Source organism: Aeromonas sp., from assembly GCF_051657805.1.
Classification (GTDB): domain Bacteria; phylum Pseudomonadota; class Gammaproteobacteria; order Enterobacterales; family Aeromonadaceae; genus Aeromonas.
The window spans coordinates 13,426-34,194 of record NZ_JBOFLJ010000019.1 but is presented as its reverse complement, the minus strand read 5'-3'; the positions used below and the strand labels follow the sequence as shown (position 1 = coordinate 34,194).

The window sequence follows — 20,769 nt, the reverse complement described above, 5'->3', positions numbered from 1 at the left end:
CAGTAGCATTGATGAAATCCAGGTGGTTGAAAATCGAGCAGGCGAATTTAATTAAAAATTGTGAATGAAAATGTTTTCATATAAGGCCGTCTAATCAGCCGGTACGAGGGCGAGTTGCGAGGGGGTGAGAGGCAGGGACAGAGGGAATGGCCGGACCATGAAAAGCAAGACGGGCACCCTGGGTGCCCGTCTGCTCAAAGGTTTGGCTCCTGCCGCACCGGGTTGCCGCCGCGGCGCAGTGGCAACATGCGCGCCAGCAGGTTGCTGCGCTGGCGCCAAGAGGTGAGGGCGATGGCGCACAGGTGCAGGGCTATCATGGCTTGCAGCGCCCAGGTGCACCACTCGTGCCAGTCATCGGCGCCGAGTTCGAACCCCATCTCGGTGTTCTGGAACCAGCCGGTGCCGGCGGTGGCGAGTATGATGAGCCAGAGCGCCCAGACCGCCAGCTTGCCGCTGCCGTGATGGCCGGGGGAGGCGGGGGCGCGCTCGCGCAGGGCCTGGCTCTGCCGGGAGAATTCGTTTCGCGTCGGGATGAGGGCGCTCAGGCGGGCGTGGCCCTTCGCAAAGGAGAGGCCCCAGCCGAGGCGGACGCTGATCAGTATGATGGCCAGGTAACCGAGTCGCTCGTGCCAGGTCTCCCCCGCCTCGTTGAACCAGAGGTTGGCGACACAGGCGGCCGCCACACCCCAGTGGGTGAGGCGGACCAGGTTATCCCAGCGAAAGGGTTCAGCCTTTCTGCTTGGCATAGGTGTGATACTCCTTCTTCAGGTCATTGACCTTGGCCAGGTGGGCGCGGGCCTTCTCCTGATCGCCGGCCTGCAGGGCCGCCAGGCTGGCGTCCAGCTCACCTTGCACCTCGTTCATGCCTTCCAGGAACTTGGCCTTCTTGGCTTCCGGCATCTTCTTCTCTTTGGCGACGTCGAGCTGGGCCTTCATCTCCTTGATGTGCTTCTCCATGGTGGCGGCATCGTCAGCCTTGAGGGCCTGCTTGTAGTTGAAGCCGATCTTCTTCATGGGCTGCTCCAGCTCACCGGCCAAGGCGGGCAGGGTCAGCAGGCCGAACATCAGGGGCAACAGCAGGGGGCGCACGGTTTTCAACATGGGATTTCCTTATGAAACGACGACATTGTGGGTTCTTATGGCACTCATTTGAGTGCGTTATCATACAGCATGATGCCACGAAAGCAGGGCAATTGTATGAATAAAGTGCGACCAATTGTGACGAAATGTGCCCATTGTGCTGATGATTTGTAGCCAGCCAGTGAGGATGTGCTGGTGGATGGGGAGCGGGATCCCCGAAGAATGGACAGCAAAAAGGGCCCGCAGGCCCTGATGGTAAAGATGCTGTGACGAGCCCGGTTTTTATTGGGCCTGCTCGCGCAGGATGGCACGCCAGCCGATGTCCTTGCGATAGAAGACGCCGTCCCACTGAATGCGGGCCGCGAGCTGGTAGGCCCGCTTCTGCGCCTCGGCGACGGTGTGACCCAGGGCGGTGGCACAGAGCACTCGGCCACCGGCGGTGACCACGGTGTCTCCCACCAGGCGGGAGCCGGCGTGGAACACCTTTTCGCCGCTCGCCTCTTCCACCGGCAGGCCGCTGATGGCCTTGCCCTGCTGGTAGTCACCGGGGTAGCCGCCGGCCGCCAGCACCACGCCGATGGCGACGCGGGGGTCGTAGATGGCTTCCACCTGATCCAGCTTGCCGGCGCAGGCGGCCAGGCAGAGCTCCACCAGATCGGAGCGCATGCGCAGCATGATGGGCTGGGTCTCGGGATCGCCGAAGCGGCAGTTGAACTCGATCACCTTGGGGTTGCCCTGCTCGTCGATCATCAGACCGGCGTAGAGGAAACCGGTGTAGACGTTGCCCTCGGCGGCCATGCCACGCACGGTGGGCATGATCACCTGCTCCATCACCTTCTTGTGTACCGCATCGGTCACCACGGGGGCGGGGGAGTATGCCCCCATGCCGCCGGTGTTGAGGCCGGTATCGCCGTCGCCGACCCGCTTGTGATCCTGGCTGGTGGCCATGGGCAGCACGTGCTCGCCGTCCACCATGACGATGAAGCTCGCCTCTTCCCCGCCGAGGAACTCCTCGATCACCACCCGGGCGCCGGCATCACCGAACGCATTGCCGGACAGCATGTCCTGCACCGCTTCCTCGGCTTCTGCCAGGGTCATGGCGACGATGACCCCCTTGCCGGCGGCCAGGCCGTCGGCCTTGATGACGATGGGAGCACCCTTCTCGCGCAGGTAGGCCAGGGCTGGCTCTACCTCGGTGAAGTTCTGATACTCGGCGGTGGGGATGGCGTGGCGGGCCAGGAAGTCCTTCGCGAACGCCTTGGAGCCTTCCAGCTGGGCGGCGGCGGCGGTCGGGCCGAAGATGGCCAGCCCCTCGGCACGGAACGCATCCACCACCCCTTTCACCAGGGGCGCTTCCGGCCCGACTATGGTGAGGCCGATGCGCTGCTCCTTGGCAAAGGCGAGCAGGGACTGAATGTCGGTGGGTTCTATGGCAACGTTCTCGATGCTGCCTTCGTGGGCGGTGCCGGCATTGCCGGGGGCGACGAACACCCGGGTCACCAGGGGGGATTGCTTGGCCTTCCAGGCCAGGGCGTGTTCACGACCGCCATTGCCAATGATCAGTACTTTCATCCTGTTCCTCGCTGCTGTTCGTGCTGACCGGCCGCGCCTGTGAGGGCGGCCGGTTGAAAAGAGTCCGTTGAAGGAAGGGCCGCACGGCGCGGCCCCAAGTATCAGTGACGGAAGTGGCGCATGTTGGTGAACAGCATGCACATGCCGTGCTCGTCGGCGGCGTCGATCACTTCCTGATCCCGCATGGAGCCACCCGGCTGGATGACGCAGGCGATGCCGGCGGCAGCGGCGGCATCGATGCCGTCGCGGAACGGGAAGAAGGCATCGGAGGCCATGACGGAGCCCGCCACTGTCAGCCCTTCATCCTCGGCCTTGATGCCGGCTATCTTGGCGGAGTAGACCCGGCTCATCTGGCCGGCGCCGACGCCTATAGTCTGGCCGTCTTTGGCGTAGACGATGGCGTTGGACTTGACGAACTTGGCGACCTTCCAGCAGAACAGCAGGTCTTTGAGTTCCGCTTCGGTGGGTTGACGCTTGCTGACGACCTTCAGATCCCCGAGGGTCACCATGCCGAGATCCCGCTCCTGCACCAGCAGGCCGCCGTTGACACGTTTGAGGTCAAAGCCTTGCGCCGGGGCCGTCCACTGGCCGCACTCCAGCAGACGCACGTTCTGCTTGGCGGCGACGGCGGCGCGAGCCTCTTCGCTGACGCTCGGGGCGATGATGACTTCCACGAACTGACGATCGACGATGGCCTTGGCGGTGGCGCCGTCCAGTTCACGGTTGAAGGCGATGATGCCGCCAAACGCCGAGGTGGGGTCGGTCTGCCAGGCGCGCTCGTAGGCCGCCAGTAGATCGGTGCCGACGGCCACGCCACAGGGGTTGGCGTGCTTGACGATGACGCAGGCGGGTTCATCGAACTCTTTCACGCACTCGAGCGCCGCGTCAGTATCGGCGATGTTGTTGTAGGAGAGCGCCTTGCCCTGCAGCTGGGTGGCGCTCGCCACCGAACCAGGGGCGGCCTGCTCCTCGGCGTAGAAGGCGGCGGCCTGATGGCTGTTCTCGCCGTAGCGCATGTCCTGCTTCTTGATGAACTGGCTGTTGAAGGTGCGCGGGAAGCGGGACTCGGCGTAGCCTTCCTTGTTGTCACCGTAAGAGGGGACCAGGGTACCGAAGTAGTTCGCGATCATGCCATCGTAGGCGGCGGTGTGTTCGAAGGCTGCGATGGCGAGATCGAAGCGGGTAGCAAGAGTCAGGCTGTTGCCGTTGCCATCCATCTCGGCGATCACCCGGCCGTAGTCGGCGGCCTTGACGACGATGGTCACGTCTTTGTGGTTCTTGGCGGCGGAGCGCACCATGGTCGGGCCACCGATGTCGATGTTCTCGACCGCATCGGCCAGGGTGCAGCCCGGCTTGGCGACGGTGGCGGCGAAGGGATAGAGGTTGACGACGACCATGTCGATGGGGGAGATAGCGTGCTGGGCCATGATGGCGTCATCCAGATCGCGACGGCCGAGGATGCCGCCGTGCACCTTGGGATGCAGGGTCTTGACGCGACCATCCATCATCTCGGGGAATCCGGTGTAATCGGAGACCTCGGTCACCGGCAGACCCGCCTCGGCAAGCAGCTTGGCGGTGCCGCCCGTGGAGAGCAGGGCGACGCCACGTTCGTTGAGGGCCTTGGCAAATTCCAGGATGCCAGTCTTGTCAGACACACTCAGCAGTGCACGGCGAATGGGTCGAGCTTGTTCCATCACACTATCGTCCTCAGCATAACGGGGACAGGTCCATGAGAGGCGAGGCTCACCACAGAGAGTCCCCAAATAAATGGAAGTGGGGGATTTCACAAACCACTCTCGCCAGGCCCCGGGCCGGCAACAGCATTTTAGGAAATGCCCGTTTGATGTGACGCTCTCTTGTGGGCGCGTATTCTACACAAAAAATATGAGCCGTGGTGGATTTTTTAAGATGACAAAGCCTTGTATGGCGCGGTGTTAAACGTTTTCTGGTCAAATTTTGTGAAACGTTTGTCTTTTCAGTGTATTGGCAGGGAAAACCGCTCCGGCCTCCCCTTGTCTGCCCCTTTTCTGCCTTTGGCTGGCAATCGGCGGGCAAAGGGGTGATAGTGGAGGCCGGTTTATTTTGAGTACCAACTCCAGCAGGAGAGTGATGATGTATCGCATCGGAGAACTGGCCAAGGTGTGCGGGGTGAAGGCGGATACCTTGCGTTTTTACGAGAAGAACGGGCTGCTCTCGCCGGGCCTGCGCAATGACTCCGGCTATCGCGTCTACGGCGAGCAGGACAGGCGGCGGTTGGAGTTCATCATCCGTGCCAAGTCGGTGGGTTTCTCCCTGGCCGACATCGGCGAGCTGCTGGATCTCGACACCAACAAGGCCAGGGTCACCTGCCAGGAGGTCAAGGCGGTGGCCGATGCCAAGCTCAGCCAGGTGGAACAGAAGATCCTCGAGCTGACACGCTTTCGCGAGAACCTGAAGGAGCTCTCCAACATCTGTTGCGGCGGCCCGCGCTCGGCGGAGCACTGCGCCATCCTGGAGACCCTGGAATCCGGCGCCCCGTCCCGCCATGAGCACCACGATCATGAGCACTGAGCGCCCCCGGGTTTCGGCCTTCTTGGCCCTCTCCCTCGACGGCTTTATCGCCGGGGAGGGCGGCGATCTTGGGTGGCTCGAGCCCTATGGCGGCGACTCTCAGGAGGAGACGGGGTACAGCGCCCTGATGGCGAGCGCGGATGCGCTGCTGATGGGCCGCAACAGCTATGAGACGGTACGCGCCTTCCCGGACTGGCCCTACGGCGACAAGCCGGTGGTGGTGCTGACCCATAGAACGGCCGAGCCGGATGCCAGGGTCTCCTTCCGCCAAGGGGAGCTGGGGCCGATGCTGGCGAGTCTGTGGCGAGAGGGGGCACGGCATCTCTATCTGGACGGGGGCATCATGGTGCGTCAGGGGCTGCAGGCCGGGCTGGTGGATGAGCTGATCCTGTTCTGGGTACCCGTGGTGCTGGGCAAGGGGGTCTCGCTGTTTGGTGGCGAGCCCCTGCCCGGGCGGCTTGTCCCGGTTTCCAGTGCCGTGCTGGCGAGCGGCCTGGTGCGGGTGATCTACCGGCCCGCCCCCTGATCCAGGCCTACCCGCTGCTGACCCCTTGCACTCGGGGGCCGGGAGGCGCACAATCGGCGCGTTTTTACTTACCTTGGCGTATTTTTAGCCAATCATGACGACACAGACAGGAGCCAATATGGCCAAGAAGAAGTTGGTCGATATCGTCGACCAGGCCCACGATCATGGGCGGGGCATCATTCAGGACAATCATCTGAAGGCGCTGGTCACCTCCACCCTGTTCCAGGCCAGGGTCGAGCCGAGCAAGAAGGGCAAGGGCAGTTATCAGCGCAAGGCCAAGCATGGCAAGCGGTGGGAGCCCGGCCAACAGCGGATGCAAGGCGTCTGCTGCTGAGCGGGTTTCTGCCCCTTTGAGTGAAAACAATCAGGGCGCCCATGGGCGCCCTGATTGTTTTGTAGAAACACGGTTTTACAAAACTGGCTCACGACCTGTCGCGAGAAGCTGTCAGCAAGGTGAAGAGCAGCGCAGGAACCGGAGCGTATAGACATACGTGAGGATTCCGAGCAGTGCATGAACCTTGATCACGGCTTCGCAGCAAGATCGTGAACACGTTTTCACTCGTCCATAAAGAGCTCGAGCAGCACGTTCAGATAGCGATGGCCGAGGGAGGTGAGCTGCCAGCTGTCGCCAAGATCCTCGATCAGCTCCTTGGTCTGGGCGATGGCGAGCATGGTCTCCACCCGCTCAAGGGGCAGGCCGGTATAGGCCTCGAACTCCGCCTTGGGGGCGGGCTCGAACAGCCGGAACCGGTTCATAAAGTATTCGAGCGGCAGATCGTCCTCGGTCACCGTCCACTGGCTGTCCAGATAGGGGCGGGCTGGATCCAGGTAGCCCTTGGGGTGCTTCACCTTGGCGGTGCGCAGGATCTGCTGTCGGGCAAGGTCCGTCACCTTGCCGTGGGCGCCGCAGCCGATGCCGAGGTAGTCACCGAAGCGCCAGTAGTTGAGGTTGTGGCGACACTGATAGCCAGGCTTGGCGTAGGCGGAGATCTCGTACTGCTGGTAACCCTGGGCGGTCAGCATGGCGTGGCCCTGCTCGTAGATGTCCCATAGGGTGTCATCCTCCGGCAGCTTGGGGGGCTTGGAGGCGAACGCCGTGTTCGGCTCTATGGTGAGCTGATACCAGGACAGATGCGGCGGCGCGCAGTCGATGGCCTGCTGCAGGTCGTAGAGCGCATCCTCCAGGCTCTGATCCGGCAGGCCGTGCATCAGATCCAGGTTGAAGGTGGGCAGCGCTATGGCGTGAGCGAGCTCGGCGGCTTTGCGTGCCTCCTCCGGCCCGTGGATGCGGCCGAGGCGGGTCAATTTCTCCTGCTGGAAGCTCTGCACCCCGATGGAGATGCGGTTGATGCCCGCCTTCTGGAAACCGGCGAACTTGTCCGCCTCCACCGTACCTGGGTTCGCCTCCATGGTGATCTCGCAATCCGGGGTCAGGGGGATGCGTGCGCGCACCCCGTCCAGCAGGGCCTGCATGGCTGTCACGCTCAGCAGGCTGGGGGTACCGCCGCCGATAAAGATGGAGGAGAGCGGGCGCCCCTGGGCCCAGTGCAGATCCTGCTCCAGATCCTCCAGCAGGGCGGCCACATACTCGAGGTGCGGTAGCTCCCCCTTCTGGGCGTGGGAGTTGAAGTCGCAGTAGGGGCACTTCTGGACGCACCAGGGCACATGGATATAGAGGGAGAGAGGCGGCAGTTGCAGCATGGGGCTTCCAGTAATCAAAGCGGGGAGCAATGGGGCTGACCCCGTTATAAATGACAATGCGTATCTGTTGGTCAGCGGTGCATTAAGCACAATGGGGGCCGACGGCCCCCATTGTAAATGAAATGCGCGCCGGCGTATGCCGGCGATCTGCGCTGTAGACTCAGTGGGCTGCGGCCAGGGCGGCCTTCAGCTTGGCCAGGGCCTGACCCCGGTGGCTGAGCTGGTTCTTCAGCTCGCTCGGCATCTGGGCAGAGGTGCAGTCCTGATCCGGTACGAAGAACACGGGATCATAGCCAAAGCCGTGCTGACCGCGGGGCTCGTCCAGGATCATCCCCTCCCAGCTCGCCTGGCAGATGATGGGGGTGGGGTCGTCGGCGTGACGCATGTAGACCAGCACGCACCAGAAGCGGGCGCTCTTGAGGTAGTCGGGGGCGCCCTTGAGCTCCGCCAGCAGCTTGTCGATGTTGTCCTTGTCGCTGGCACCGATCCCGGCGAAACGGGCGGAGTAGACGCCGGGGCGGCCGTGCAGCAGGTCCACTTCCAGGCCGGAGTCGTCGGCGACGGCGGGCAGGCCGGTGACGCGGGCGGCGTGGCGGGCCTTGATGATGGCATTCTCGACGAAGGTGGTGCCGGTCTCCTCGGCATCGGTGACGGCGAACTCACTCTGGGGGATCACCTGGATCTTCATATCGGCCAGCATGGCGGCCAATTCCTTCACCTTCTTCTGGTTACCTGTTGCCAGGACAAGCTTGCTCATCACGCACCTCCGCAAAATTAATCTGCGCATTCTATGCGGGGCAGGCGTTTAGGCAAAGCGCTGATTACCCCTCGCCGGGGCCGGCGCGGCGAGAGGGCGGGCTGCTCGGAGCTGTGGGAAAGATACATCTTTCCTCACAGGAATAACCAAAGTGATTAAATGCCATTTCAATTCATTACTCTGAGCCAGTAGACTCGCGCACCAATCAAATTCCCCCTGGTCTTGAGGTGACTGATGCCATTGATCCTTCTGCTCGTACTCCTGGTGTTGTTCAGTCCGCTGGCCATCGACATCTATCTGCCCGCCATTCCGCAGATGGCCGAACAACTCGGCGCCGAGGTGACCCTGATGCAGGGCACCATCACCTGGTTCCTGTTCAGCATGGGGCTGGGCCAGTTGTTGGTGGGGCCGCTCGCCGATCGCTACGGCCGCAAGCCCATCGCGCTCGGTGGCGTGTTGCTCTACGGCCTGAGCGCTTTGGCCGCGGGCTTTGCCGCCAGCCTGGGCGAGCTGATGCTGGCGCGGGTGCTGCAGGGCTTCGGCGCCTGCGCCACCTCGGTGGCCGCCTTCTCCGTGGTGCGTGACAGCTATGGCCCCAAGAAGAGCGGTCAGATGATCTCCTACCTCAATGGCGCCATCTGCTTCATCCCCGCTCTGGCCCCTCTGCTGGGGGGCTGGCTCACCGCCAAGGCGGGCTGGTCGGCGAACTTCTGGTTTATGGCAGGGTACGCCCTGATCGTCGGTAGCTGGTTGCTGTGGCGCATGCCGGAGACCCGCCCTGAGGAGACCAGCAGCGCCGGTCCGCTCATCAGCTGGTCCCGCTACAGCCCTGTGCTGCGCTCCCCGAACTTCTTGTTCAACGCCAGCCTCTGCATGCTGTCGATGGCGGTGATCCTGGCCTATGTCACCGCAGCACCCGTGCAGCTGATGGTCAAGCTGGGTCTGGACATGAACGGCTTCAGCTACTGGTTCACCGCCAATGCGGCCCTGAATATCCTGGCCTGCTTCCTGGCGCCGCGCTTCATCGCCAGAGTGGGTCCGAGACGCACCCTGCGCATCGGCCTGCTGGTGATCTCGCTGTCGGCCATCGCCCTGACCCTGGTGCAACACATCGAGCATCCGCTCGCCATGATGGGTCCCGTGTTCTTCTCCAGCATCGGCTTCGCCATGGTGCTGGGGGCCGCAGCCGGCATGGCGCTGGCGCCGTTCGGCCACTGCGCCGGTACGGCGGCGGCTCTGCTCGGCCTGTTCCAGATGAGCGGTTCCGGCGCCCTGGTGGGGCTTACCGGGGTCCTGGTTTCGGATCCCCTCAACCAGCTGGCGCTGCACATGTGGCTGCTGCTGCCTCCCCTGCTGCTGTTGCTGACCCGTCACGGCCGCCGGCTCTGCCTGCAACCTTGATGCCAAGGGGCGTTATCCTTGATGGATAACGCCCCTTGTACTGACGATAAATCCTGTGCTCTGATGGGCACAATCAGGGGGCCTTGAGCCCCCTTTCTTCTTGGGGTAATACGCACCTGTGCCCCTCTCTACGGACTATCTCAGCGGAGAACAGCGGATGAGCCACACAATCAACGCCGCCCTGGTGGGCTATGGCTTTGCGGGCCAAACCTTTCATGCCCCCTTCCTGGCAACGACCCCGGGACTGACCCTGCGCTGGGTGGTGAGCCGGGATGCCGCCAAGGTGCAGGCCGAGCTGCCCGGTTGCCTGGTCGGCTCGCTGGAGCTGGTGCTGGCGGACGAGAGCGTGGATCTGGTGGTCATCGCCACCCCGAACGATACCCATGCCCCCATCGCCCGTCAGGCCCTGCTGGCCGGCAAGCACGTGGTGATCGACAAGCCGTTTGCGCTGGACCTGGCAGAAGCCGAAGCCCTAGTGGAGCTGGCCGAGAAGCAGCAACGGCTGCTCAGCATCTTCCACAACCGGCGCTGGGACGGGGACTTCCTCACGGTACGCCGGCTGCTGGCCGAGAGTGCCCTTGGGGAAGTGGCACAGTTCGAGTCTCACTTTGACCGTTATCGTCCCGAGGTGCGCCAGCGCTGGCGGGAGGCGGGGGGCCCGGGTTCAGGTCTCTGGTTCGATCTCGGCCCCCACATCCTCGACCAGTCGCTGCAGCTGTTTGGCCAGCCGGACTGGATCCAGGCCGATCTCGCCCAGCAGCGCCCCGGCGCCCTGAGCGATGACTATTTCCACGTGGTGCTGGGCTACGGCCAGCTTAGAGTGATACTGCACGGCAGCTGCCTGGTGTCCGCCACCATGCCTCGTTTCGTCATCCACGGCAGCACTGGCTCCTTCATCAAGTTCGGCATGGATGTGCAGGAAGAGCAGCTCAAGGCCGGTCTGCGGCCGCCGGTGGCGGGCTGGGGTCGGGATCCGGATCTGGGTCAGCTCAGCCGAGTGGTGGATGGCCAGTCTCAGTCCCAGCCGGTGAACGGCGAGGCGGGAGACTATGGCGCCTACTATCGCGGGGTTTGCGCCGCCATCAAGGGGGAGGGGGCCAATCCGGTGCCGGCCCAGGAGGCGCTGGCGGTGATGGCGCTGCTGGATCTCGCCCGCGAGAGCCACAGCCAGGGTAAACGGCTGAGCTGTCAGAAGCTGTCTGACTGATCCCGAACTTTCAGGCAGAGTCAGGCGGTATTCAATAGCAACCAGTGACTGATAATTGGCACTTTTATGGATGATTATTGTGCCACGATGCGTCCAAGGTTGGGTTTTGTATTAATTTCTGTCGCTATAGTAGTTATTTTTATCCAGGCAACGAGAAAATATCATTGTGATACGCGTTTTCATTGGCTGGGTATGGCGTTATATTTCGCGCGTCTCTTGGCTCCCGCTCTGATGGATTTTCCACGGGAACAAGATGCTCAGTGATGGCCCTGACGGCCGTCTCTCCATCTTTATTTGAGGATATGTACATGAACAAAGTACTGGTAGCCGGTATCCTGGGTCTGATGTTGACCGCCTGTGGTCAGAAAGAAGAAGCCGCCGCTCCGGCCGCTACTCCGGCCGCCGACGTTGCTGCAACCGTTGAGAAGGCTGCTTCCGACGCTTCCGCAACCGTAGAGAAGGCTGCTTCTGAAGCGTCTGCTACCGTTGAGAAAGCTGCCGAAGACGTGGCCACCAAGGTCGACGCTGCAGTGAGCGATGCCAAGGCCAACTAAGCCTGCACCTCATCTGAAAACGGGCCCGGCATTGATGCCGGGCCCGTTTTTTTATGGCCATTTTTAAGTGCAGCGAGTGCCCGGATCCACCGTATGAGTCAGCTTAGGCCAGCGGCTCCACCAGCAGGATATGGGAGTCGGCGCCGACCACTCTCACCTTGCTGCCCGCCGGCAGGGCTACCTCACAGCGCACCGTCCAGACGGAGTCGTCAAGGCGCACCCGGCTCATGCCCTGGCTCACCTCGTCGAGCAGGGTCAGCTCCCGCCCCAGATAGCTCTGCATCCGCTCGTTGATGGGGGCCGCGGCGTCCTGCTGCGAGCGATCCCGCCTGTGCTGCCAGCGCCACCAGGCCCAGGTGGTGAGCAGGGACTGCACCGCAAACAGCAGCAGTTGCGCCTGCCAGCCGAAGGGCCAGAGCAGCAGCAGGATCCCGACTTCCAAGGCGGCGATGCCGGTCCAGAGCAGGAAGCCCACCGAGCCCAGCACCTCGATGGCCAGCAGGGCGAAGCCCAGCCCCAGCCAGTGCCAGTGGGTCAGCCCCTCCAGCAGCTCTGTCATGATTTGCCGCCCTTGCCATCCTTGAACAGCTCGGCCACACCGGCAACAGACCCGATCAGGCTGCCCGCTTCCAGCGGCATCATGATGATCTTGCTGTTCGGGCCTTCCCCGATGCGGGCCAGCGCCTCTGTGTATTTCTGTGCCACGAAGTAGTTGATGGCCTGCATATCCCCGGCGGCGATAGCCTGGGAGACCATATGGGTTGCCTTGGCTTCCGCCTCGGCGGCCCGCTCCCGCGCCTCGGCGGCGAGGAAGGCGGCCTGACGCTCACCCTCGGCCTTCAGGATCTGGGACTGCTTCTCCCCCTCGGCTTTCAGGATCTTGGACTGGCGCACCCCTTCGGCCTCCAGCACCTCGGCCCGCTTCTGCCGCTCGGCCTTCATCTGGGCGTTCATGGCATCGATCAGCGCCATGGGTGGGCGCACATCCTTGATCTCGATCCGGGTCACCTTGATGCCCCAGGGGGCGGTGGCGGCGTCCATGGTGCGCAGCAGCTTCTCATTGATGGTGTCGCGCTGGGAGAGCATCTCGTCCAGCTCCATGGCGCCAAGCACGGTCCGCATGTTGGTCATGGTCAGGTTGCGGATGGCGCTGGTGAGATCGTTGACCTCGTAGCCCGCCTTACGTGCATCCACCACCTGCACGAAGCTGATGGCGTCTATGGTGACGTTGGCGTTGTCCCGGGAGATCACCTCCTGGGCCGGGATGTCGAGCACCTGCTCCATCATGATGATCTTGTGGCCAACCCTGTCCACATAGGGAATAAGCAGGTTGAGGCCGGGGGAGAGGGTGCGGGTATAGCGGCCGAAGCGCTCCACCGTCCAGTTAAACCCCTGGGGCACTATCTTGATGCCTGCGCTCAGGGTGGCGAGCACCAGGAACACGAAGATCCCCAATACAATCAATGACTCATTCATTATTAAGCTCCTTATGAAACACTTTCACTAGCCTAGAGTCTGGTGCGCAGCACCACAAGGACATTCACTCGCCTTTGCCATTGTGCAGGTTTACTAATTACCAAAACGCATTAAAGAGCATTTTTTATTATTTTGAAGGAATAAGCAGCCTGCCTATAGTCGCCCCAGTTGTCGTCGTATGCCGAGGAATGGGCCGAAATGGATTATTTACCTATGTTTGCCAAGTTGGAAGGCCGCCCGGTACTGCTAGTAGGCGGGGGCGAGGTAGCCCTGCGCAAGGCGCGCCTGCTGCTGGCCGCCGGTGCCCGCCTGACCCTGGTTTCCCCGACCATCGACGCCGCCTTCAACGAATTCCATGGCCGCTTCACCCATCTGGCGGCGCGTTTCACCTCCGATCATCTGGTCGGTCATATCCTGGTGGTGGCCGCCACCGACGATCTCGAAGTCAATGCCCTGGTCTACCAGAGCGCCAACCAGCGCGGACTGTTCGTCAATGTAGTGGACGATCCGGTGCGCTCCAGCTTTATCTTCCCCTCCATCATAGACAGATCCCCTGTGGTGGTGGCCGTCTCCAGCGGTGGCAAGGCGCCCGTGCTGGTGCGCCTACTGCGCGAGCGGCTGGAGAGCCTGCTCCCCCGCCATCTCGGCGGCCTGGCTGAACTCTCCGGTCGGGTGCGCGGCAAGGCCAAGCAAGTGCTGGTGTCGCTGTCCGATCGTCGCCGCTTCTGGGAGCGGGCGTTTGCCTCCAACACCCTCGGCAGCCTGATCGAGAAGCAGGACTGGCAGGGGGCAGAGCATTGGCTGAACGAGGGGCTGGACAAGGCCCAGACCGAAGTGGGCGAAGTGGTACTGGTCGGCGCCGGCCCCGGCGATCCGGGTCTGTTGACCCTCAAGGCGCTGCAACAGATCCAGCAGGCGGAGGTGGTGCTTTACGATCAGCTGGTCTCCCCCGAGATCCTGGAGCTGGTGCGCCGGGATGCAACCCTAGTATCGGTCGGCAAGAAGGCGGGTGCCCACAGCGTGCCCCAGGAAGAGACCAACCGCCTGCTGGTGGAATACGCCAGGGCCGGCAACCGGGTGGTGCGCCTCAAGGGGGGCGATCCCTTCATGTTTGGCCGCGGTGGCGAGGAGCTGGAAGTGCTGGCCGCCGAGGGTATTCCCTTCTCGGTGGTGCCGGGTATCACGGCCGCTGCCGGTGCCACCGCCTATGCAGGCATCCCGCTCACTCATCGTGACTATGCGCAAAGTGCGGTCTTTATCACGGGCCACTGCCAGAGCGATGGCAAGGAGCCGGACTGGCAGCAGCTCGCCGCCACTGATCAGACCCTGGTTATCTACATGGGGCTGATGCGCTCCGAGCACATTCAACAGCAGCTGGTAAGCCATGGCCGCAGCGGCGCAACTCCCCTCGCCATCATAGAGAGAGGCACCCAGGCCAGTCAGCGAGTGCTGACCGGCACCCTGAATGAGTTGGCGACTCTGGCGGCGCAAGCCGAGAGCCCATCCCTTATCGTCATCGGCGAGGTGGTTTCCTTACGCGAGCAGCTCGCCTGGTTTGGTGAGCAGGGGAGTGCGCTGAGCGATGAGTTCGGCAGCACGGATCTGAAACTGGTCAGCCTGGCCTGAACGGCTTATCTGGCAGAGCACAACCAATTTGACGCTGTCGCCACTGCGGCCGCGAACTGAACCACCATCGCGCCCTGACCAAGCGCGTTAGCAATGACTGAGGACCAAGACATGGATCGTGAAAGATTGACCCACCTGCAGCAGTTGGAAGCCGAGAGCATCCACATCATCCGCGAGGTGGCTGCAGAATTTGAAAACCCGGTGATGATGTACTCCATCGGCAAGGACTCCTCCGTCATGCTGCACCTGGCCCGCAAGGCCTTCTACCCGGGCAAGATCCCCTTCCCGCTGCTGCATGTTGACACCAACTGGAAGTTCAAGGAGATGATCAAGTTCCGGGACGAGACCGCCGCCAAGTACGGGCTGGATCTCATCGTCCACAAAAACCCGGACGGCCTGGCCATGAACATCAACCCCTTCGTGCACGGCAGTGGCAAGCACACCGACATCATGAAGACAGAGGGGCTCAAGCAGGCGCTGAACAAGTACGGCTTCGACGCCGCCTTCGGTGGCGCCCGTCGGGACGAGGAGAAGTCCCGTGCCAAGGAGCGGGTCTACTCCTTCCGTGATAAGTCCCACCGCTGGGATCCCAAGAACCAGAGACCCGAGCTGTGGCGGGTCTACAACGGCCAGGTCAACAAGGGGGAGAGCATACGGGTGTTCCCGCTCTCCAACTGGACCGAGCTCGACATCTGGCAATACATCTACCTGGAAAACATCGACATAGTGCCACTCTACTTCGCGGCCATGCGCCCAGTGGTGGAGCGGGGCGGCATCAAGATCATGGTGGATGACGAGCGCATGCCCATTGGCCCGGAAGACGAGGTGAAGCAGGAGCTGGTGCGCTTCCGTACCCTCGGCTGCTACCCGCTGACCGGGGCCATCGAATCCAGTGCCACCACCCTGACCGAGATCATCGAGGAGATGCTGGTGACCACCTCCAGCGAGCGGCAAGGGCGATTGATCGACCACGATCAGGCGGGCTCCATGGAGCAGAAGAAGCGTCAGGGATATTTCTAAGGAATCGACACATGAACAACCATATTCAAACCGCCATCACGGAACAGGGCATCGAAGCCTACCTGCACGCCCAGCAGCACAAGAGCCTGCTGCGCTTTCTTACCTGCGGCAGCGTGGATGACGGCAAGAGCACCCTGATCGGCCGCCTGCTGCACGACTCCCAGCAGATCTATGAAGATCAGCTCAAGGCCCTGGAGTCCGACAGCCAGAAGCTCGGCACCGCGGGTGAGAAGCTGGATCTGGCGCTCTTGGTGGACGGCCTGCAGGCCGAGCGCGAGCAAGGCATCACCATAGATGTGGCCTACCGTTATTTCTCCACGGCCAAGCGCAAATTTATCATCTCGGACACCCCGGGCCACGAGCAGTACACCCGCAACATGGCCACCGGCGCCTCCACCTGCGATCTCGCCATCATATTGATCGATGCCCGCAAGGGGGTGCTGGATCAGACCCGTCGCCACAGCTTTATCGCCAGTCTGCTGGGGATAAAACAGTGTGTGGTGGCGGTCAACAAGATGGATCTGGTGGAGTTCAGCCAGGCCGTGTTCGAGCGCATCAGCGCCGAATATCGCGAATTCGCCAAGAAGCTCAGCGTCGACAACATCCACATCGTGCCGGTCTCGGCGCTGGATGGTGACAACGTGGTCAACCAAAGCGACAAGCTGGCCTGGTATCAGGGCGAAACCCTGCTCTCCCTGCTGGAGTCTGCGGAAGTGGAGCGTGAGCTGGAGCGCCATCCGGTGCGCCTGCCGGTGCAATATGTGAACCGCCCGAACCTGGATTTTCGCGGCTTCGCGGGCACCCTGGCCTCCGGTGTGCTGCGGGTGGGTGACACCCTGGCGGTGCTGCCGTCCGGCAAGCAGAGCAAGGTGACCCGCATCGTCACCTTTGACGGAGATCTGGACTACGCCCTGCCGGGTCAGGCCATCACGGTGACGTTTGCCGACGAGATCGACATCAGCCGAGGCGACCTGCTGGTGGATGCCGCTCGCCAGCCCCAGGTGACCCAGAACGTGCTGGCTCACATCGTCTGGATGGGGGAAGAGTCCCTGCAGCCGGGCCGGGTCTACGACGTCAAGCTGGCCACCAAGAAGAGCCGCGGCCAGGTGGAGGCCATCCGCCACCGCGTCGAGATCAACAGGCTGGACGAGCTGGCGGCCTCCGAGCTCAAGCTCAACGAGATCGGTCTGTGCGAACTGAGCCTGACCGACCCCGTGGCCTTCGACCCCTACCAGGAGATCCGCGATACCGGCAGCTTCATCCTGATCGACCGGCTGACCAACGTCACCGTCGGTGCCGGTATGATAGTGGAAGGGCTGGCGGCCAAGGCAGTGAAAGGGCAATACAGCGAGTTCGAAATAGAGCTCAACGCCCTGGTGCGCAAGCACTTCCCTCACTGGCAGGCGCTGACCATCGGTAACGGCGCAAGCAAGGAATAAGCCCATGACCTGGCAACAATCCCTGGTGCTGGGTCTGCTGGCTGCCCTCGTCGTCCTGCTGATCCAGGGCAAACTCCGGCCGGCGCTGCTCTTCTCGGGCGCCGTGCTCATCACCTATCTGAGCGGCCTGGCGGACATCAACGCCGTGGTGGCGGGCTACACCAACAGCGCCCTGCTGACCCTGGTGCTGCTGTTACTGGTGTCGCTCGCGGTGGAGAAGACCCGGATCATGAGCTGGTTCGCCAACCTGGTGGGCACGGGCTCGTTCAACAAGGTACTGGTGAAGGTGTGGTTCTCCACCGCCTTCCTGTCGGCCTTCGTCAACAACACCGCCGTGGTGGCCTCCATGTTGGGGGCGGTCAAACGCAACCCCAACCATGCTCCCTCCCGGCTGTTGCTGCCCATGTGCTTCGCGGCGACCTTCGGCGGCGTGCTGACCCTGATCGGCACCTCCACCAACCTCATCGTCAACAGCTTCCTCATCAAGATGGGAGCCGAGCCCCTCGGCATGTTCGACTTCTTTATGGTGGGGGCGGGGACCCTGCTGGCCGGTCTGGTGGCCGTACTGCTGTTTGCCCGCCACTTGCCGGAGCAGGATACCGAGATGAGCCGGGAATCCGGCTACTTTCTCGAGGCCAAGGTGGGCCCCGGCTCGCCCCTGGCCGGGCGCAGCGTCAAGGAGAACGGCCTGCGCAGCCTGAAAAGCCTCTATCTTGCCGAGATCATCCGCGGCAATCAGGTGATCTGCCCGGTGCAGCCGGAGCACGAGTTGCACGAGGGGGACATGCTGCTGTTTTGCGGCGACGTGGAGAGCGTCGGCGTGCTGCAGGAGCTCAAGGGGCTGGATCTCTACGGTCAGCATCGCCTCAACGGCCAGCACCTGGTGGAGGTGATCGTCAGCCACAGCTCGCGGTTGGTGGGGCAATCCATCAAGGATGCGGAGTTTCGCACCCACTTCGATGCCGTGGTGCTGGCGGTGCGCCGGGGCGAGACCCAGCTCACCGGCGGCCTCGGCCAGATTGAGCTGCATGCGGGGGATACCCTGCTGCTGGCGCCTGGCCCCAAGTTTGCCGGCAACAAGTCCCTCGCCCGGGAGTTCGTGGTGGTGAGCGGGCTGGAGGCTTCCACCCGCCTCGATGGCAACCGCAGCGCCGCCGTGATCCTGGGTTTTCTCGGGGTGTTGGCCCTGTCGGTATTCGATCTGGTGCCGCTGTTCAAGGGGCTGCTGGTGATGCTGGTGGTGCTGCTGTTCTCCCGCATCCTGACCCTGGACGAGATCCGCCGCCGCTTTCCGCTGGATATCTGGCTGGTGGTGGGCGGGGCGCTCGCCATCGCCGATCAGCTGGAGCGAAGTGGCTTGGCCCGCCTTATCGCCGACTGGTTAATGGGGGAGTTCGACGGTGCCAGCCCCTTCATCGCCTTCCTCGGCATCTACTTGTTCACCCTGGTGCTGACCGAGTTGATGAGCAACAACGCGGCGGCGGCCCTGGCCTTCCCCATGGGCTATCAGCTGGCGCTGAGCATGGACGTCTCCACCATGCCGTTTATCCTGGCGGTGTTGTTTGGGGCCAGCTCCAGTTTCATACTGCCCTACGGCTACCAGACCAATCTCATGGTCTATGCGGCGGGCAACTACAGGATGCCGGACTATCTCAAGCTGGCCCTGCCGGTCTCCCTGGCTTACAGCCTGGGGGTGATCTGCATGGTGCCCCTGCTGTTCCCGTTCTAAAGCTGCGCCACCTGGGTGTTTAGCCGGGAAGATTAATAGACGACGGCCTAGTTACCCGTCAGTGGCTGGTAACTTGGCCGGGCTCCAAGGAGTCAGAGAGTTTCAGCATTGAGGCGCGAGCGCCAAGCAAGGAGTGTGAATGAGCAATATCGTGTGGCACGACCATGCCGTCGACAAGCGGAGCCGGGCCGAATTGAAAGGGCAAAAGCCCCTGGTGATCTGGTTCACCGGCCTCTCCGGGGCGGGCAAGTCCACCCTGGCGGGAGCGCTGGAGCAGGCGCTGGCCGCCTCGGGCAAGCACACCTATCTGCTGGATGGGGACAATGTGCGCCACGGTCTGTGCGGCGATCTCGGCTTCGATGACGCCGCCCGCCAGGAGAATATCCGCCGGGTTGGGGAAGTGGCGAAATTAATGGTGGATGCGGGCCTCATCGTCCTCACCGCCTTTATCTCGCCGTTCCGCGCCGAGCGGGACCTGGTGCGCAATCTCGTGGGTGAAGGGGAGTTTGTCGAGGTATTCGTCGATGCGCCCCTCGCCGTCTGTGAAGAGCGCGATCCCAAGGGGCTCTATAAAAAAGCGCGGGCGGGGGAGATCCGCAACTTTACCGGAATTGACTCAGCCTACGAGGCACCGGAGCAGCCGGAAATCCATCTGCTTAACGCCGTCAAGCCGGTGGAAGCGCTGGTGGATGAGTTGTTGACCGCACTGCGTAAGCGTGGACTGATCGACTGAGGACGTTGGTCTGTGCGAGTATTCATATTCGAGGGGGCGTTTGCCCCCTTGTTTATTACCTACCCACTATTCCCCTTGTTGTCGGTGGTTAACGGCTTAATGGGGTGTTTAACATGGTGATCAAAGGAGGATTCCTTCTGACTAACGTCAAGTTTTGGGGCGGCTGAAGCACAGCGGAAGCCACCCCAGCCACGTAAGTGGCGACCATCGCACCTTGTTATAAGCAATTAACCACCAAACTCTCGGCTGATAATTTTTGTGGGGACAACATTCTCGGGTAAATCACTAGACACTTTTTGAGCAAAATCACCTGCCAAACCAAATGCTTTGTCAACCGGTTCTACTTTCAATCCGCTTTCAACGGCTAACTCCATAAGCTTCTTACCAATATCATTGCAAGTACCAATCCAGTTTTCTGGCAGCTCCCCCATAGTGACCTTAGGCTGGCAGATCAGTTGAAAAGTTTTTTTACCTTCTTGTACTTGAATTGAAACATCAACAAATTCACTTTTATATGGGTTGGCTAACACACTTGAACTAAGTGCAAAAACTGCCCCAATAAATAATTTTCTCATAACACTTCCTTGTGATTTATAACGCGGGACATATCCAGTAAAATCTAGGTCGCCCACCAATTTGACCGCAGCGTAGCATGCTGCTTCGTATGATGGATAACCAGTTGAGGAGAAAGATGGTAGGTGCACTAATAGTTGAGTTAAACAAAAACATAGTGAAAGTTTAATATGCTGTGACTTTTGTTGGAATGTTTGTTATATACGTACAACTTTCTTTGATAGGACTGCCAATAAATCCGTATTTAACGGATCTTTGTACGTTTTCTCAAATAGACTGAATGTGGGTTGGTCATACTGCTGTAAATAGCGGAAGCTTTTCTTTGAGCCTAGATACCACAAGTCGCGCATTTCAAAATATATCTCTAGAAGGTCATGCTGAAGCCAGGTACGACGATAATGACTATCTATGTTTTTATCATGCACACGCTCCAACATTTTCATTACCCACTGTTGAAGGTGTGCCTTATCCATTTCCGATGTTGCCGGTTTACCATCTGCGAGCTTCTGCTTAATGCGAGCCAGGTAGCTGCTCCCTAGACCTTGTGTATCATAAATGACTTTTCCGTCACCGAAGCGAAGGGCTTCTTCGGGAATTGAACTTAGATAATCGGTTGGGTAAACCCATACATCAAGATGAATGCCGTGAAATAACCTTGCATCTTTTTGTTCGCTCGGACTATCGCAAAAACAGGCTATGTCGATATCACTGGTTTCGGTTGCCTCATTGCGGGCATAAGAACCATAAAGAATGATTGTATGAGGTGCATATTTCTCTTTCAGCTCTTCCATTGCTAAATCTAGAATGTTGTCCATTTCTACTCCG

21 protein-coding genes are annotated in these 20,769 nt (G+C 61.3%); 11 read left to right on the top strand and 10 right to left on the bottom strand.

The genetic code is table 11. The annotated features are described in order from the left end of the window. Positions 1-194: 194 nt before the first annotated feature. The 4 genes from ACRCYW_RS05770 to purH all read right to left on the bottom strand — a co-directional run bounded on the left by ACRCYW_RS05770 (position 195) and on the right by purH (position 4,346). Positions 195-746 carry a cytochrome b/b6 domain-containing protein gene (locus tag ACRCYW_RS05770; RefSeq protein ID WP_438549192.1) on the bottom strand — a complete coding sequence of 184 codons (552 nt, stop codon included), beginning with the start codon at positions 744-746 and terminating at the stop codon, positions 195-197. Continuing rightward, positions 727-1,101: a cytochrome b562 gene (locus ACRCYW_RS05765; RefSeq protein WP_438549191.1), complete on the bottom strand. Its 375-nt coding sequence runs from the start codon at positions 1,099-1,101 to the stop codon at positions 727-729. Before ACRCYW_RS05765 ends, ACRCYW_RS05770 begins: the two co-directional genes overlap by 20 nt. Before the next feature lie 261 nt (positions 1,102-1,362). Further along, positions 1,363-2,652, bottom strand: coding sequence for a phosphoribosylamine--glycine ligase (purD, locus tag ACRCYW_RS05760; RefSeq protein WP_438549190.1), 1,290 nt, complete (start codon positions 2,650-2,652; stop codon positions 1,363-1,365). Positions 2,653-2,753: 101 nt separating this feature from the next. Then, positions 2,754-4,346 carry a bifunctional phosphoribosylaminoimidazolecarboxamide formyltransferase/IMP cyclohydrolase gene (gene purH, locus ACRCYW_RS05755; protein WP_438549189.1) on the bottom strand — a complete coding sequence of 531 codons (1,593 nt, stop codon included), beginning with the start codon at positions 4,344-4,346 and terminating at the stop codon, positions 2,754-2,756. A gap of 418 nt (positions 4,347-4,764) precedes the next feature. Between purH and zntR the strand changes: the two genes are divergently transcribed. The 3 genes from zntR (at position 4,765) to ACRCYW_RS05740 (ending at position 6,062) form a co-directional block, all read left to right on the top strand. Further along, positions 4,765-5,202, top strand: a complete 438-nt coding sequence (zntR, locus tag ACRCYW_RS05750; RefSeq protein WP_438549446.1) for a Zn(2+)-responsive transcriptional regulator — start codon at positions 4,765-4,767, stop codon at positions 5,200-5,202. Continuing rightward, positions 5,192-5,728: a dihydrofolate reductase family protein gene (locus ACRCYW_RS05745; protein ID WP_438549188.1), complete on the top strand. Its 537-nt coding sequence runs from the start codon at positions 5,192-5,194 to the stop codon at positions 5,726-5,728. The genes zntR and ACRCYW_RS05745 overlap by 11 nt, the downstream gene beginning before the upstream one ends. 118 nt (positions 5,729-5,846) lie before the next feature. Further along, the gene (locus ACRCYW_RS05740; protein ID WP_438549187.1) at positions 5,847-6,062 is read left to right on the top strand and encodes an alternative ribosome-rescue factor A; all 216 of its coding nucleotides are present in this window, start codon (positions 5,847-5,849) and stop codon (positions 6,060-6,062) included. A gap of 221 nt (positions 6,063-6,283) precedes the next feature. On the opposite strand, the gene hemW is transcribed toward ACRCYW_RS05740, so the two are convergent. Both hemW and rdgB read right to left on the bottom strand, forming a co-directional pair. After that, entirely contained in the window at positions 6,284-7,429 is a 1,146-nt protein-coding gene (gene hemW, locus ACRCYW_RS05735) for a radical SAM family heme chaperone HemW (RefSeq protein WP_438549186.1), read from the bottom strand. A gap of 160 nt (positions 7,430-7,589) precedes the next feature. After that, positions 7,590-8,186 (bottom strand): RdgB/HAM1 family non-canonical purine NTP pyrophosphatase, encoded by a 597-nt coding sequence (rdgB, locus tag ACRCYW_RS05730; protein ID WP_438549185.1) that lies wholly within the window; start codon positions 8,184-8,186, stop codon positions 7,590-7,592. A gap of 234 nt (positions 8,187-8,420) precedes the next feature. On the opposite strand from rdgB, the gene ACRCYW_RS05725 reads away from it, so the two are divergent. The 3 genes from ACRCYW_RS05725 to ACRCYW_RS05715 all read left to right on the top strand — a co-directional run bounded on the left by ACRCYW_RS05725 (position 8,421) and on the right by ACRCYW_RS05715 (position 11,348). Next, a complete protein-coding gene (locus tag ACRCYW_RS05725) occupies positions 8,421-9,587 on the top strand; it encodes a multidrug effflux MFS transporter (protein WP_438549184.1) in 1,167 nt (388 codons plus the stop codon). 157 nt (positions 9,588-9,744) lie between these two features. Continuing rightward, positions 9,745-10,794 carry an oxidoreductase gene (locus ACRCYW_RS05720; protein WP_438549183.1) on the top strand — a complete coding sequence of 350 codons (1,050 nt, stop codon included), beginning with the start codon at positions 9,745-9,747 and terminating at the stop codon, positions 10,792-10,794. A gap of 308 nt (positions 10,795-11,102) precedes the next feature. Continuing rightward, positions 11,103-11,348 (top strand): hypothetical protein, encoded by a 246-nt coding sequence (locus ACRCYW_RS05715; RefSeq protein ID WP_050719122.1) that lies wholly within the window; start codon positions 11,103-11,105, stop codon positions 11,346-11,348. A gap of 103 nt (positions 11,349-11,451) precedes the next feature. On the opposite strand, the gene ACRCYW_RS05710 is transcribed toward ACRCYW_RS05715, so the two are convergent. Beyond that, positions 11,452-11,907 carry an NfeD family protein gene (locus tag ACRCYW_RS05710; protein WP_438549182.1) on the bottom strand — a complete coding sequence of 152 codons (456 nt, stop codon included), beginning with the start codon at positions 11,905-11,907 and terminating at the stop codon, positions 11,452-11,454. Beyond that, positions 11,904-12,824, bottom strand: coding sequence for an SPFH domain-containing protein (locus ACRCYW_RS05705; protein WP_438549181.1), 921 nt, complete (start codon positions 12,822-12,824; stop codon positions 11,904-11,906). The genes ACRCYW_RS05710 and ACRCYW_RS05705 overlap by 4 nt, the downstream gene beginning before the upstream one ends. Positions 12,825-13,022: 198 nt before the next feature. Here ACRCYW_RS05705 and cysG point away from each other — a divergent pair, with 198 nt between their 5' ends. The 5 genes from cysG to cysC all read left to right on the top strand — a co-directional run bounded on the left by cysG (position 13,023) and on the right by cysC (position 19,371). Continuing rightward, positions 13,023-14,450 (top strand): siroheme synthase CysG, encoded by a 1,428-nt coding sequence (gene cysG / locus ACRCYW_RS05700; protein WP_438549180.1) that lies wholly within the window; start codon positions 13,023-13,025, stop codon positions 14,448-14,450. A gap of 93 nt (positions 14,451-14,543) precedes the next feature. Next, positions 14,544-15,470, top strand: a complete 927-nt coding sequence (gene cysD / locus ACRCYW_RS05695; RefSeq protein WP_438549179.1) for a sulfate adenylyltransferase subunit CysD — start codon at positions 14,544-14,546, stop codon at positions 15,468-15,470. Positions 15,471-15,481: 11 nt separating this feature from the next. After that, entirely contained in the window at positions 15,482-16,909 is a 1,428-nt protein-coding gene (gene cysN, locus ACRCYW_RS05690; RefSeq protein ID WP_438549178.1) for a sulfate adenylyltransferase subunit CysN, read from the top strand. Between the two features lie 4 nt (positions 16,910-16,913). Next, a complete protein-coding gene (locus ACRCYW_RS05685) occupies positions 16,914-18,638 on the top strand; it encodes an SLC13 family permease (protein ID WP_438549177.1) in 1,725 nt (574 codons plus the stop codon). A gap of 139 nt (positions 18,639-18,777) precedes the next feature. After that, positions 18,778-19,371 (top strand): adenylyl-sulfate kinase, encoded by a 594-nt coding sequence (gene cysC / locus ACRCYW_RS05680; protein WP_438549176.1) that lies wholly within the window; start codon positions 18,778-18,780, stop codon positions 19,369-19,371. A gap of 227 nt (positions 19,372-19,598) precedes the next feature. Here cysC and ACRCYW_RS05675 read toward each other — a convergent pair whose 3' ends face one another. Further along, complete coding sequence (locus ACRCYW_RS05675; protein WP_438549175.1) at positions 19,599-19,946, bottom strand: hypothetical protein; 348 nt, start codon at positions 19,944-19,946, stop codon at positions 19,599-19,601. A gap of 195 nt (positions 19,947-20,141) precedes the next feature. Continuing rightward, positions 20,142-20,759, bottom strand: a complete 618-nt coding sequence (locus tag ACRCYW_RS05670) for a nucleotidyltransferase domain-containing protein (RefSeq protein ID WP_438549174.1) — start codon at positions 20,757-20,759, stop codon at positions 20,142-20,144. Positions 20,760-20,769 lie beyond the last annotated feature (10 nt).